The sequence below is a fragment of the Flavobacterium soyae genome (genome assembly GCF_021245985.1).
Taxonomy (GTDB): Bacteria; Bacteroidota; Bacteroidia; order Flavobacteriales; family Flavobacteriaceae; genus Flavobacterium; species Flavobacterium soyae.
Genome location: NZ_JAJQXA010000022.1, coordinates 66999 through 80957 on the forward strand (window position 1 = coordinate 66999; position 13959 = coordinate 80957).

Genomic DNA, 13959 nt, shown 5'->3' on the forward strand with positions numbered 1-13959 from the left:
TCAACTCCATCAAGACAAACATTTGCTTACTTTTGCATCTTCCATTTTTTTAAAATATCTATGAAATTATTATATTCTTATATAATCAAACACAAAATGCTTTTGTTTTTTGCTTTGATTATGGCCTCTATAAACATTTGTTTCAGTTTGTCAGACTCTATTATTACGGGTAAATTAATGCAGGACTGCGGGGTTGGACTGGCAAAGTACAAAGGAAACGAAATTGGGTTTATCAAATCTTTATCATTCTGGCTGGGTCTTTCGCTTGCGGCAGCCATGATTTCCAGAATTACCAAAAACTTTCAGGATTATTTTACCAATGTGGTGATCCAGAGAACCGGGGCTCAAATGTATACCGACGGAATTAAAAAATCTCTGGATTTACCTTATGCTGAATTTGAAGATCAGCGAAGTGGTGAAACTTTGAGTAAGTTAACCAAAGTTCGCTCTGATTCTGAAAAATTAATTACACTTTCTATTTCGCTTATTTTTCAAACCATCATCGGATTCATATTTGTGATTTTGTATGTCGCCCGAATTGATTTCCGAATTTCAATTATCTTTTTAATTACAGCACCAATTATTGCTTTGGTAAGTTCTTATTTAGGTAAAAAAATTAAAATCGTTTCTAAGAAAATTGTTAATCAAACCAATGCTTTGGCAGGTTCAACAACGGAGAGTTTACGTAATATCGAATTGGTAAAAAGTCTTGGCTTAACGTATCAGGAAGAGAAACGTTTAAACTTAAACACTTTTAAAATTCTACATTTAGAATTAGAAAAAGTTCGATTTATTCGAAGCTTAAGTTTTATTCAGGGAACAACTGTTCACTTTTTAAGAACCTGCGTGGTTTTTACTTTGTATTATTTCTTATTTGGAGGAAAAATTATTGTGGGTGATTTGCTGACAATGGTATTTTTTACTTTTTTCATTTTTGGCCCGCTTCAGGAACTTGGAAATTTCATTATTGCTTTGAATGAAACCAAAGTATCAATGGAAAATTTCAAAACCTTATTAAGCGCTCCAAAAGAATTCCGCCCGAAAAGTCCAAAACATGTTGGAGCAATTCAGTCATTATTGTTTTCAAATGTTAGTTTTCAGCACAAAACAGCTAAATTCAAAGCAGTTGAAAATATTAACTTTGAAATTAAACAAGGTCAGACCGTCGCTTTTGTCGGCCCGTCTGGTTCCGGAAAAACAACTTTAGTAAAATTATTGGTTGGCTTGTATACACCTGCAGAAGGTCAGGTTTTGTATAATGATATCGATTCTACAGAAATTGATTTATTAGATTTAAGAAAACAATTGGGTTTTGTAACACAGGACGCCCAATTATTCTCTGGAACAATTCGTGAAAATCTCCTGTTTGTAAAACCAAACGCAGCCGACGAAGATTTATACGATGCCTTAAAAAGAGCAAGCTGCGATAAACTTTTAAAACGTGCCGAAGATGGTTTAAATACTACAATTGGTGAAGGCGGAATAAAAGTTTCTGGTGGAGAAAAACAGCGTTTGTCTATTGCAAGAGCTATTCTTAGAAATCCGAATTTATTGATTTTTGATGAAGCGACTTCAGCTTTAGATTCTATTACTGAAGAAGAAATTAATGCGACAATCAGAAATATATCTGATAAAAACAGAATCACAGTTTTAATTGCACACCGTTTATCAACTGTAATGCACGCTGATAGAATTTTTGTTCTGGAACAAGGTAAAATCATTGAGCAAGGGAAACATGATGATTTAATTGTTGAAAGAGGTTTGTATTATGCTATGTGGCGCCAGCAGATTGGTGAGCGTAAGTAGCCTTTTAGATACTAAGTTTTTTTTCAACTTTAAAACAAAAAACCCTTTCACAGAAATGAAAGGGTTTACTTTTATAAAGACTTAGCTTAGGAATTTCATTAATAAGTATACTCTACTGTTTTATATGGGTATAAATGATCATTAAGTACTTTAATAGGATACCCTTCCTCATTACAAATATATTCTGTTTTTATAGTCGTTGTATTCAAATAGTTTCCATTCCATAAAACACTAGACATAGTTTTCTTAACTATATTATTTGAAAACACATTCTTCAATAACAAATCAAATCCTAAAATATTTTTAAAAGGATCATTATTTGTATCATATTCATATAAATATTCGGTTGTATCTGTCTCTGCATAAACTATCATTGGATGATGGGCCAGATAAGACATTTTTTTTACCAAATTTCTATTTTCAAAAGTAAGCACATCGGTCCATTGTAATAAAGCAGTGTTACCAAACCCTTCTATCTTAAAGAATTTGTAGTCAATAAAATAAGATTTTATAATAACAGTACCATTTGTCTCATAAGTATAAACATTTGTCTCTTCATGATTTCCATTTGGATATTCAGCAGTATAATCTTTTGTGTACTTAGATGAAGTCAATTTACTATTTTCATAGCTATATGTGTATTCTTCTTTCTTTACATCACTGCCACTTTGAGTATTATACTTGACTTCTTTTACAATAAAATCTCCCTCGTAGGTATAATCAGTTCTTTCGTTTTTACTAGTTTTACTTACTATTTTATTTCCATCATAAGAAATCGTTTCTAAAATTTCAGAAGAATTGTCCGAGTTACTAATCTTTATTGTCTTTGGCAAAACTACAGTTTGTTGTTCTAGCTTCATATATGTCTTATTATTCATATATGCTTTATTATCTTCATCTACAGAAGAACACGAACTTAAGACAACTAAGAAAGCCGTTAAAAAATAAAATAAAATCTTTTTCATAATAAATTGTTTTAAAATTATTAAGTAAAAGAAAACGTTTTCGCAAAAAGTAATAGCCACAATAAGCTGCCAAAATGATAGTTTAAGGTATTATTAACCTCCAATAAAATACAAAACCCGACAGGTTTTAAAAACCTGTCGGGTTTACTCGCTGATAGAATTTTTATTCCGGAACAGGGTAAACATGATGATTTAATTGTTGAAAAAGGGTTGTATTATGCTATGTGGTACCAACAGATTGGAGAAAGAAAATAGTTTTTAAGGTTCTAAGTTGCCGAGATACTAAGATTCTAAGTTTTTTTCAATAGCGTCCAGCTTTAGCTGGATGGGAAAAATAAAATAAGAAAAGGGCTTTAGCCAAACGTAACAGTTTGGCTAAAGCCCTTTTCTTTATAATTTCAGGAACATCCAGCTAAAGCTGGACGCTATTAAATCTTGATAATAAATTTAAGTCTTAATAACTTAGATTCTCAGTAGCTTTATTTAACACAAAACCCGACAGGTTTTAAAAACCTGTCGGGTTTACTTTATCTATAATTTCAAAATCTTAGAACCTTAGTAACTTAGATTCTTAGCAACTTTAAAAACTACTTCACAAACTCAACTGCCTTAGCCAAAGCCTCAGCAATTCCAGCAGCATTTTTACCTTTTCCAGATGCGAAGAAAGACTGTCCTCCTCCATTTCCGTCAATATATTTTCCTAATTCTTTAATAACTGTATTAGCATTTAAGCCTTTACCTGCAACTAATTCTTTAGTGATATAACAATGAATATTTGGTAACCCATCTTCTACAGAAGCTAAAAACACAAACGAATCTGGTTTTGAACTTCCTAAAGCCGAAGCCAAATCTTTTGTAGAAGCCATGCTTAAGTCAACTTGTCTCGCAAGGAAATTTACTCCGTTTACTTCCTGGAAATCTTTTTCTAATTCAGTTTTTAACGAACCTACTTTCTCTTTCAATAATTGCTCAACTTGTTTTTTCAACTTAGCATTATCATCCTGAAGTGAAGCAACAGATTTTAAAATATCCTGTGGATTTTTAAGCGTTTCTTTTATCTCTGCCAATGTATTTTCCTGGTTTAGATAGAAGTTTTTCACCGCATCACCAGTGATTGCTTCAATACGACGAATTCCAGCTGCAACAGCACCTTCAGAAATAATTTTGAAATGCCAGATCTCTGCTGTATTTTTTACGTGAATACCACCGCATAATTCTTTACTATCACCAAACTCAATCATACGAACATTATCGCCGTATTTCTCACCAAATAAAGCCATTGCGCCTTTATCTAATGCTTCCTGAATTGGAATACTTCTATGTTCAACCAACTGTAATTGCGCTTCAATTTGAGCATTTACAGAAGCTTCTACTTGTTTAATTTCTTCATCAGAAACTTTGCTGAAATGTGAGAAGTCAAAACGCAGGTAATTTGGATTTACCAATGATCCTTTTTGCTCCACATGCGTTCCTAAAATGCTTCTCAAAGCCAAATGCATTAAATGCGTAGCTGAGTGATTTTTAGAAGTTGACGTTCTTAAATCAGTATTTACTTTTGCCACAAAACCTGCTTCAACGTTTTCTGGAAGCTGTTTTGCAAAATGCAAAATCAAGTTATTTTCTTTTTTGGTATCGATAATTTCAATTGTTTCATTTGCCGAAACCAATGTTCCTTTATCACCAACTTGTCCTCCGCCTTCTGGATAAAAAGGTGTATTATCTAAAACGATTTGGTACAAAATACCATCTTTTTTAGAATCAACTTTTCTGATACGAGTAATTTTTACTTCGTTTTCAGTTTTATCATAACCAACAAATGTTTCTACATTTCCGGAAATCAAAACATTCCAGTCTTCCGTTGAAACTTCAGACGCTGCACGAGAACGTGTTTTTTGTTTTTGTAATTCTACTTCAAATTCTGTTTCATTATAAGAGAAACCTTTTTCTTTTAAAATCAAAGCAGTCAAATCTTTTGGAAAACCAAACGTATCGTACAATTCAAAAACCTTAGCGCCAGAAACTTCTTTTCCTGTAGTTTCAGCAACTACATTTTCTAACAATTGCAAACCTTGATCCAAGGTTCTTAAGAAAGAAGCTTCTTCTTCACGAATTACATTGGTAACTAATTGCTGCTGTGATTTAATTTCTGGGAAAAATTCTCCCATTTGGTTTGCCAGAACTTCTACCAATTTATTGATAAAAGGTTCTTTCGTATTTAAGAATGTAAATCCGTAACGAATAGCACGACGCAAAATCCTGCGAATAACATATCCAGCTCCCGTATTTGATGGTAATTGTCCGTCAGCAATTGCAAATGCAACGGCACGAACGTGATCTACAATAACACGAATTGCAATGTTGGTTTTATTTTGTTCTTCTGAGATGTTTTTTACTTCATCAGATGTATATTTTAAACCTGTAATTTGTTCTACTTTTTCAATAAGCGGTGTAAAAACATCTGTATCATAATTTGATGTTTTTCCTTGTAAAGCCATACACAAACGCTCAAATCCCATTCCGGTATCAACGTGCTGTGCAGGAAGTTTTTCAAGAGATCCGTCAGCTTTACGGTTGAATTCCATGAATACATTATTCCAGATTTCAACTACTTGCGGGTGATCGTTGTTTACCAAACTTTTTCCTGTAACTAAAGCTTTCTCAGCTTCCGGACGTAAATCAACGTGAATTTCAGAACAAGGTCCGCAAGGTCCCTGATCTCCCATTTCCCAGAAATTGTCTTTTTTATTTCCAAGAATAATTCGGTCTTCATCGATTAATGTTTTCCAGATATCCCAAGCTTCCTGATCAAATGGAACATTATCTTCTTTGCTTCCTTCAAAAACAGAAACATAAAGATTTTCTTTTGGAATTTTATAAACTTCTGTCAAAAGCTGCCAAGCCCAGTTGATTGCTTCTTTTTTAAAGTAATCTCCAAAAGACCAGTTTCCTAACATCTCAAACATAGTATGATGATAGGTATCAAAACCTACATCTTCAAGATCATTATGTTTTCCAGAAACACGAAGACATTTTTGCGTATCGGCTATTCTTGGGCTTTTTGGAGTTCCGTTCCCTAAGAAAAATTCTTTAAACTGGGCCATTCCCGAGTTATTGAACATTAAGGTTGGATCGTCTTTAAGAACGATAGGAGCCGATGGAACAATAAGGTGTCCATTGCTTTTAAAAAAGTCTAAAAATTGCTTACGTACGTCTTGTGATTTCATATTTAAATTAGAAAATGTGTCCATTTAATGTGTTAATTTGAAAATTAGATAATTAGATAATTTGTTTATTTGATGATGCGTTTATTTTAAAACTGAAAATAAAAAACTTATAGTTTACAACAATAAATTCCTTATTTTGCGCATTATCTAATTATCTAATTTGCCCCAATTATCTAATTAACCTGTTCTTGTAAAAAAGCTGTCAACAACTGAAACATTTAGTAATTTTGTTCGACTAATTAATTTTACAAGCTGCAAAAATAGCGTATTTTAAAATATGGCGAAAGTAAAATATTATTACGACTCAGAAAATCTGGCTTATACAAAAATAAAAACCAGAAAAAGAATCAAAATCGGTTATGCTTTACTGTTTTTAGTGGCTTCGGCATTGTTTGGATTTTTAGTTTTTGTACTTTTAATTAACACTCCGTATTTTGAAACACCAAAAGATCGTTTGCAGGCACGTGAAATTGAAAATTTAAAGCTGCAATATTCGATTTTAAATAGAAAACTGGACGAAATTGACGCTGCCGCTGATGCTTTAGAAGAACGTGACAATAATATTTACAGAGTATATTTTAATAAAGCCGAAATTCCGGATTCTATTAGAAAAGCAGGTTTTAGAAATCCTGAAAGATATAAGGTTTTAGAAGGTTACAACAATTCGCAGCTGGTTTTGAACACGACAAAAAGAATAGATAAACTTTCAAAAGAATTGGCCATTCAGTCTAAATCATTAGATGAAATATTGAAATTAGCCGGTGCAAAAGAAAATTTATTATTAGCGATTCCGGCAATTCAGCCGGTACAAAATGAAAATTTAAAACGTGTTGCTTCCGGCTTTGGGTACAGAATCGATCCTTTTACGAAAGTGCGAAAAATGCACAACGGAATGGATTTTACTGCCAACACAGGAGCACCTGTTTATGCCACCGGCGACGGCGTTGTGGCAAGGGCTGACAACACAGCTTCGGGCTTTGGGAACCATGTTGTCATCAGGCATGGTTTTGGATATGAGAGTTTGTATGCGCATTTGAGCAAATATAACTGCAGGCCCGGACAACATGTCAAACGCGGCGATGTTATAGGTTATGTAGGAAGTACAGGAAGATCTGAAGGGCCGCATTGCCATTATGAAGTACATAAAGATGGAAAAGTTGTGAACCCGCTGAACTTCTATTACGGAAATATTTCGGCAGCAGAATACGTAGCAATTTCGCAAATGGCAAACCAGGAAAATCAGTCATTAGATTAATACTACAAAAAGTATTATTTTTGAAATAAATTAGAAACAAAAAAACATGCATATTGAGCTTTCAAAAGATAAAAGATATTACAGCATTGGCGAAGTTGCCAAAGCTTTTAATGTCAATGCATCCTTGATACGATTTTGGGACAGCGAATTTGATATCCTGAAACCAAAGAAGAACGCCAAAGGCAACAGAATGTTTACTCCAGAGGATGTAACCAACCTGCAGTTAATTTATCATTTAGTTAAAGAAAGAGGTTTTACACTTGAAGGTGCCAAAACACATTTAAAAGAAGGTCAGAAGAAAACGTTAGATAAATTCGAAATAATACGTAAATTAGAGACCATAAAAACACAATTAAACGATATCAAAAACGAATTGTAATTAAAAATAGAAATAAACTTAAATCAAAACAAATATGAAAAAGTGGTTAATCCCTGTAGGAATTATTATCGTATTTATTGCCATTATCGCATTTTGGTCGATTGGAATTAAAAATAGTGCTTTGCAATACAGCCAAGCTGTAAATAAAGAATGGGGTAACGTACAAACAGCTTACCAAAGAAGAAATGACCTTATTGGTAATTTAGTAAATACAGTTAAAGGTGCTGCTGATTTTGAAAAATCAACTTTAACAGCAGTAATCGAAGCTCGTGCAAAAGCAACTTCTGTAACTATTGATCCAAGTAATGTAACTCCAGAGCAATTGGCACAATTCAACCAGGCTCAAAGCGGTGTTTCTTCTTCTTTATCAAAATTATTAGTTTCGGTTGAGCAATATCCAACTCTGAAAGCAAACGAAAACTTCTTGAAATTACAAGACGAATTAGCAAGTACAGAAAACCAAATTTTAACGGCTAGAACTCGTTTTAACGAATCTGTACAAGGTTATAATGGTTACATCTTAAAAATACCAAACAACTGGTTCCTGAGCGAATACAAAGAAAAACCATATTTCGAAGCTTCTACAGGAGCAGACAAACCAGTTGAAGTAAAATTCTAAAAAGAATTCAATATTTTTAGAAAATAATCTAAAATCATAAATCTAAACTCTAAAATCATTCCCCATGTCAAATGTAGAAGATTTTTTAACCAAAGCTGAAGAGCAGGAAATTATTGAAGCTATTCGTATGGCTGAAGAAAACACTTCTGGCGAAATTAGGGTTCATATAGAAAAAACAACTTCTAAAGCTCATTTTGACAGAGCTTTAGAAGTTTTTCATGAATTACGAATGGATGAAACCAAACTAAAAAATGGTGTTTTACTTTATTTTGCAATTGATGATAAAAACTTCGTGATTTGCGGCGACAAAGGAATCGATGATTTGGTTGCTGATGATTTTTGGGATTGTACCAAAGATGTTATGACCAATCATTTTAAATCTGGTAACTTTAAACAGGGAATTGTGGATGGTATTTTGAATGCCGGCGAACAGCTAAAAAAGCATTTTCCTTCATTAGCAGACGATACAAACGAATTATCTAACGAAATCTCAAAAGGATAAATAATGAAAAATTCCAATAATAAAATTTTAAATTCCAATAGAATTTTTCAGTTTACTCTTTTGTTTATCACGCTTTTTATCAGCAATAGCATTTTTGCTCAATTCGATATTCCAAAAAAACCGGATTTTCAAACTTCTGTTTATGACTACGCTAATGTTTTAAGTGCTTCTGAAAAAACGCAGTTAGAAGAAAAATTAGTTCGTTATTCTGATTCAACTTCCACTCAAATTGTAGTAATTACTATCGAAAGCTTAAAAGGCGAAGATATTGGAATTCTTACTCCAAAATGGGCTCAGGAATGGGGAATTGGACAGGCAAAAGAAGATAACGGGGTTTTGATTTTATTGGCTAAAGCCGAAAGAAGAATCTGGATTTCGCCTGGTTACGGATTAGAAGATCGTTTAACAGCCGGAATTGGTGGAGAAATTACCCGAAACATTATTATCCCGGAATTTAAAGCAGGAAGTTATTATCGCGGACTTGATAAAGGTGCCGATGCGCTTTTTGATGTTTTTAAAGGCAAATATAAAGGAGAACGCAAACAATCTAAAGGAAAAGACTTTCCTATACTTCCATTTATCGTAATTGTTGTAATTGTTTTAATTTTACTTTCCCGCAGCAAAAGAGGCGGTGGAGGAAATTCTGGCAGCAATGGCGGCGGTCCAAGCCTGATGGATGTAATTCTTTTAAGCAGTCTTGGCAGAAGCAGCGGCGGCGGCTTTGGAGGATTTGGCGGTGGTTCATCTGGCGGAGGCGGAGGCTTCGGCGGTGGATTTGGCGGAGGCGGATTCTCCGGAGGAGGTTCTGGCGGAAGCTGGTAGAAACTTTTGTTTCAAGTTTTCTTTGTTTCTGGTTTCTTTTATTTAAGTTTCAGGTTTACTAAATTATTTTAGTTAAATTTATAATTCATAATTTACAATTTATAATTCAAATATAGATGTTATCACATAAAGCAAAATACGCCCTTAAGGCCTTACTTTATTTAGCAGAACAAGACGAAAATCACATTTCTAGAACTATAGAAATTGCTGATGGCGCTAACATTCCTAAAAAGTTTTTAGAACAGATTTTATTAGATCTAAAACGAGGACGTTTTGTGAGCAGTAAGCAGGGAAAATTTGGCGGATATTATCTAATAAAATCAAAAAATGACATCACTTTGGCAGAAATTCACCGATTATTTGACGGTGCAATTGCACTTTTGCCATGCGCTTCTTTAAATTTTTATGAGCCTTGCTCTGATTGTAAAACCGAGTCTGAATGCAGTCTGCGTCAAGGTTTAATGCTTATTAGAGATAAAACTTTGAAGGCAATGGAAGGCATCACAATCGCTTCATTGGTAAATAAATAAAAAAATATTTTCTAATTCCTAGTAAATCGATAGAATTAATATTTATATTTGCACAAAATATTTAACTAACCATTTACAAAATTTTTAACATGAAAGTACATTTTAGTCCATCAGGTGTATCAAAACTTTTGCAAAATAAACAAACAAGGCTTTCAGCTTCTGTGAAAAGAAATTCATCTTTAATGTGTATATGCTGATTTAAAAAAATTTCCTTTAAATTCTACTAATTACATATACTTAATATAAAAATGAAAACGTCTTTACAAAATATCTTTACAATATTATTCTTTTTAACTTTCACTGTATCATTTGCACAAAACATTGAAGGTGTAGTTACAACAAACGAAAACATCCCTTTAGAAGCCGTAAACGTGGTAGTTAAAGGAACTACAAACAGCGCTGTAACAGACAACAGCGGTAAATTTACAATCGATTCAAAAGGGAGATTGCCATTTACACTTTTAATTCAATATGTTGGCTTTACAACAGCTGAAATAGAAGTAACTTCTATTCCGGTAAATCCAATTCAGGTTGCACTTAAGGAAGAAAATGAACTTATTGAAGTTGTAGTTTCTTCAAGAAGAAGAATTGAAAAAGTTCAGGATGTGCCAATTGCAATTTCTGTAATTACAGGAAAACAGGCAGAACAAACCGGAGCCTTTAATGTAAACCGTATTAAGGAATTAGTTCCTTCGGTTCAGCTTTATTCTTCAAATCCAAGAAATACGGGTATCAACATTAGAAGTTTAGGTTCTCCGTTCGGGTTAACAAATGATGGTATCGACCCGGGAGTTGGATTTTATGTTGACGGTGTTTACTACGCTCGTCCGGCTGCAACAACTCTTGACTTTATCGACGTAGAACAAATTGAGGTTTTACGCGGACCGCAAGGTTCTTTATTTGGAAAAAATACAACTTCTGGAGCTTTCAACATTACAACTCGTAAACCAAGTTTTACATCGGGTGCTGACTTTGAGGTAAGCTATGGAAATTATTCTTTCTTGCAGGCTAAAGCTTCTGTTACTGGTGCTTTAGGAAGCAAAGTGGCAGGTAGATTATCTTTCTCAGGTACGTCACGTGATGGCTTAGTTGACAATGTTGCAACAGGAAGATCTACAAATACATTAAACAATCAAGGTATTAGAGGTCAGTTACTTTGGACTCCAACTGTAAATACAAATGTTATATTTGCAGCTGATATTACAACGCAGCGTCCTGACGGATATGCGCAAGTTGTTGCCGGTGTTGCTCCAACACAAAGAGCTGCTTACCGTCAATTTGATGCTATTATTAAAGATTTAAATTACCAGCTTCCAAGCCAAAATGCATTTGATCGTAGAATTGATCAGGATACACCATGGCGTTCTAATCAGGATATGGGAGGTGTTTCTTTAAACATTGATACAAAAATTGGAGGCGGGACTCTTACTTCAACAACTGCATGGCGTTTTTGGAACTGGGATCCATCAAATGATAGAGATTTTACAGGATTACAAGTATTGGCTAAGTCTCAAAACCCAACTAGACAAACTCAGATTACGCAAGAAGTTCGTTACGCAGGACGGTTAACTTCTAAAATCAGTGGTGTTGCCGGAGTATTCTTTATCGATCAAACATCTCAAACAGATGGTACTGAAGAATCTGGAAGTGCACAATGGAGGTTTGCACAAAGTTCAACTAGTTCTTTATGGAAAACCCCGGGTCTTTTTGAAGGATACGGAATCAAAACTGATGCAAATATCAGGGCATCTAGTGCTGCAGTTTTTGGCCAGCTTGACTGGGCAATTACAGATCGTCTGCATGTTTTACCAGGTTTACGATATAATTTTGACAAAAAAGATGCTCACTATGCTCGTACAACTTATGGAGGTTTACAAACAACAGATCCTGCATTACTTGCTTTAAAAAAACAAGTATATTCTGATCAGGCATTTGATTCAGCTATTGATAATACAGACTTTTCCGGAAATATTACTGTTACTTTTAAGGCTTCGGATAAAATCAATGCTTACGGAACTTTTGCAAAAAGCTACAAACCGGTTGGTGTAAACGTAGCCGGGCTTCCAACAAACTCAGCCGGACAGCCGCTGCTTGAACTTGCTGTTATCAAACCTGAAAAAGTATATCATTATGAGGTGGGAGTAAAAACTTCTCCTTTCAAAAATTCAATCTTCAATATTGCTGCTTTTAGAACAGACATTAAAGATTTCCAAACTAATGTTCAGGCTGCTGAATTGGGTGTAAACCGTGGTTATCTTGCAAATGCTGACGAAGTACGTGTACAAGGTGTTGAATTAGATGCAAGCTTTGTTATAAGTTCACATTTAACTATAAATGGTGCTGCAACTTATACAGATGGTATTTATAAAAAATTCACTAACGCACCGCTTCCGTTAGAAGAAACCGGAGCTCCGGTATCTTTCAAAGATGTTTCCGGAACTAATCTTCCGGGTGCTTCAAGATGGGCAGGATCTTTAGGTGGTGAACTTTCTGATAATGCAAGATTCTTTGGGAATGCGGGAAAAGTTTTCCTTGCTGTTGATTCTTATGCTCGTTCTGAATTTTCTTCAAGCCCTTCGGCTTCAAAATATTTAGTTGTACAAGGATATGCAATTTTTAATGCTCGTTTAGGTTTCCGTGCATCACAAGGTTTATCTGTTCACTTTTGGGGACGTAACCTTTTAAACAAAGATTACTATGAACAGTTATTGCCGGCAGGAGGTAACGCAGGACAATATGCTGGTGTATTAGGTGATCAAAGAACTTACGGAATCACATTGAAATACAGCTTGTAACAATAAATTAAGAATTAAAACTAAAAACTAAATTAACGGGATACGTTTAAAAACGTATCTCGTTTTTTTTGCAAAATGTTTCATCAAAATACAATTACCCGAAACTGTTATTTTAAAAACTTATAGAAGCGTTTTATTTCATTCTAAACAATGAAATTTAATATTTTTTAGACAATGATTCTTCTTCTGGACGGAAGATATTAGTAATGTAAACAAAATACTAAAATGCAGAATTATTATAATTTTACAGTTTCAGCAAGTCAAATATCATATAATCCTTATTGGTACGAAAAATCAAATATCATTCTAAAGTCTGTATTAGGAATTTTAGTTTTGACTGCGGGATTTGCATTATCACACTTACATAATTTCAAAATTGGATTTATTCTCTCTATTCTGATAAGCGCTGTTTTAGTTTTTAATGGTATTTACAAATTCCGGATTAAAAATAAAACAACATTTATTTTTGACAAAACAGATGGTGCTTTCTACAAAATCACTCAGCTGGGTAAAAAGAAAATTATTTCATTAAATAATGTTTCAGATATTATTTCAAAATCCAGATCAATGAATTATCATTATTCTCTTCTATCTGTGGATAATACAAGAATTAAAAAGATTAAATTAACTGCTGACATAAAAAACGAAAATAGAACCAATCCGGAAGTACGCTTTTTAGAAATGGAAATCATACCACAGCTTGAATCATTTTTAAACTTAGATAATAAAACAGCTATCGTCTTTGATGATAAATATTGTTCTTCTATTTAATACTTAATTCAAGCTGCTAGTTAATAAAGTGTAGTCCTTACGGGACAAAAATTGACATGAATAAATTGATTTCTACCAATAATATAATCTCTCCAAGATATTTTTTGTTACTCCGTTAGGAGTTAAATATTGGCAGCAGAATAATAAAATCTGCCAGAAAAAATGAGGCTGTCTCAAAAGGACAGCTTCTTTTTTTTGGTAAAAACAAGATTGTCCACTAAAAACATTAATTCAGGTTTTTCGGATTCCACTTTCAAGATAATTTTTTATTTCTTGCTGATTTTAGGTAAA

11 protein-coding genes are annotated in these 13959 nt (G+C 33.6%); 9 read left to right on the forward strand and 2 right to left on the reverse strand.

The genetic code is table 11. The features are described from left to right. Positions 1–60 precede the first annotated feature (60 nt). On the forward strand, positions 61–1806 hold the full coding sequence (locus LUU93_RS19970) for an ABC transporter ATP-binding protein (protein ID WP_232682914.1): 1746 nt from the start codon (positions 61–63) through the stop codon (positions 1804–1806). 98 nt (positions 1807–1904) lie between these two features. Here the strand turns inward: LUU93_RS19970 and LUU93_RS19975 are convergent, their stop codons facing one another. Then, positions 1905–2771, reverse strand: a complete 867-nt coding sequence (locus tag LUU93_RS19975) for a hypothetical protein (protein ID WP_232682915.1) — start codon at positions 2769–2771, stop codon at positions 1905–1907. 587 nt (positions 2772–3358) lie between these two features. Then, positions 3359–5995 carry an alanine--tRNA ligase gene (gene alaS / locus LUU93_RS19980; RefSeq protein ID WP_232682916.1) on the reverse strand — a complete coding sequence of 879 codons (2637 nt, stop codon included), beginning with the start codon at positions 5993–5995 and terminating at the stop codon, positions 3359–3361. 277 nt (positions 5996–6272) lie between these two features. Here alaS and LUU93_RS19985 point away from each other — a divergent pair, with 277 nt between their 5' ends. The 8 genes from LUU93_RS19985 to LUU93_RS20020 all read left to right on the forward strand — a co-directional run bounded on the left by LUU93_RS19985 (position 6273) and on the right by LUU93_RS20020 (position 13668). Continuing rightward, complete coding sequence (locus LUU93_RS19985; protein ID WP_232682917.1) at positions 6273–7250, forward strand: peptidoglycan DD-metalloendopeptidase family protein; 978 nt, start codon at positions 6273–6275, stop codon at positions 7248–7250. A gap of 46 nt (positions 7251–7296) precedes the next feature. Then, complete coding sequence (locus LUU93_RS19990) at positions 7297–7629, forward strand: MerR family transcriptional regulator (RefSeq protein ID WP_053470537.1); 333 nt, start codon at positions 7297–7299, stop codon at positions 7627–7629. A gap of 34 nt (positions 7630–7663) precedes the next feature. Further along, positions 7664–8248 carry a LemA family protein gene (locus LUU93_RS19995; protein ID WP_232682918.1) on the forward strand — a complete coding sequence of 195 codons (585 nt, stop codon included), beginning with the start codon at positions 7664–7666 and terminating at the stop codon, positions 8246–8248. A 64-nt stretch (positions 8249–8312) separates the two neighbouring features. Beyond that, the gene (locus tag LUU93_RS20000) at positions 8313–8750 is read left to right on the forward strand and encodes a TPM domain-containing protein (protein ID WP_232682919.1); all 438 of its coding nucleotides are present in this window, start codon (positions 8313–8315) and stop codon (positions 8748–8750) included. Positions 8751–8753: 3 nt separating this feature from the next. Further along, positions 8754–9572 (forward strand): TPM domain-containing protein, encoded by an 819-nt coding sequence (locus LUU93_RS20005; protein ID WP_232682920.1) that lies wholly within the window; start codon positions 8754–8756, stop codon positions 9570–9572. A gap of 116 nt (positions 9573–9688) precedes the next feature. Continuing rightward, complete coding sequence (locus LUU93_RS20010) at positions 9689–10102, forward strand: RrF2 family transcriptional regulator (protein ID WP_232682921.1); 414 nt, start codon at positions 9689–9691, stop codon at positions 10100–10102. Between the two features lie 248 nt (positions 10103–10350). Then, positions 10351–12897 (forward strand): TonB-dependent receptor, encoded by a 2547-nt coding sequence (locus tag LUU93_RS20015; RefSeq protein ID WP_232682922.1) that lies wholly within the window; start codon positions 10351–10353, stop codon positions 12895–12897. A gap of 225 nt (positions 12898–13122) precedes the next feature. Continuing rightward, a complete protein-coding gene (locus LUU93_RS20020; RefSeq protein ID WP_232682923.1) occupies positions 13123–13668 on the forward strand; it encodes a hypothetical protein in 546 nt (181 codons plus the stop codon). The last annotated feature ends 291 nt before the right edge of the window (positions 13669–13959 follow it).

Coding starts and splice junctions, on each gene's coding strand:
- LUU93_RS19970 (WP_232682914.1), top strand. CDS start 61: ATGAAATTATTATATTCTTATATAATCAAACACAAAATGCTTTTGTTT.
- LUU93_RS19975 (WP_232682915.1), bottom strand. CDS start 2,771: ATGAAAAAGATTTTATTTTATTTTTTAACGGCTTTCTTAGTTGTCTTA.
- alaS (WP_232682916.1), bottom strand. CDS start 5,995: ATGAAATCACAAGACGTACGTAAGCAATTTTTAGACTTTTTTAAAAGC.
- LUU93_RS19985 (WP_232682917.1), top strand. CDS start 6,273: ATGGCGAAAGTAAAATATTATTACGACTCAGAAAATCTGGCTTATACA.
- LUU93_RS19990 (WP_053470537.1), top strand. CDS start 7,297: ATGCATATTGAGCTTTCAAAAGATAAAAGATATTACAGCATTGGCGAA.
- LUU93_RS19995 (WP_232682918.1), top strand. CDS start 7,664: ATGAAAAAGTGGTTAATCCCTGTAGGAATTATTATCGTATTTATTGCC.
- LUU93_RS20000 (WP_232682919.1), top strand. CDS start 8,313: ATGTCAAATGTAGAAGATTTTTTAACCAAAGCTGAAGAGCAGGAAATT.
- LUU93_RS20005 (WP_232682920.1), top strand. CDS start 8,754: ATGAAAAATTCCAATAATAAAATTTTAAATTCCAATAGAATTTTTCAG.
- LUU93_RS20010 (WP_232682921.1), top strand. CDS start 9,689: ATGTTATCACATAAAGCAAAATACGCCCTTAAGGCCTTACTTTATTTA.
- LUU93_RS20015 (WP_232682922.1), top strand. CDS start 10,351: ATGAAAACGTCTTTACAAAATATCTTTACAATATTATTCTTTTTAACT.
- LUU93_RS20020 (WP_232682923.1), top strand. CDS start 13,123: ATGCAGAATTATTATAATTTTACAGTTTCAGCAAGTCAAATATCATAT.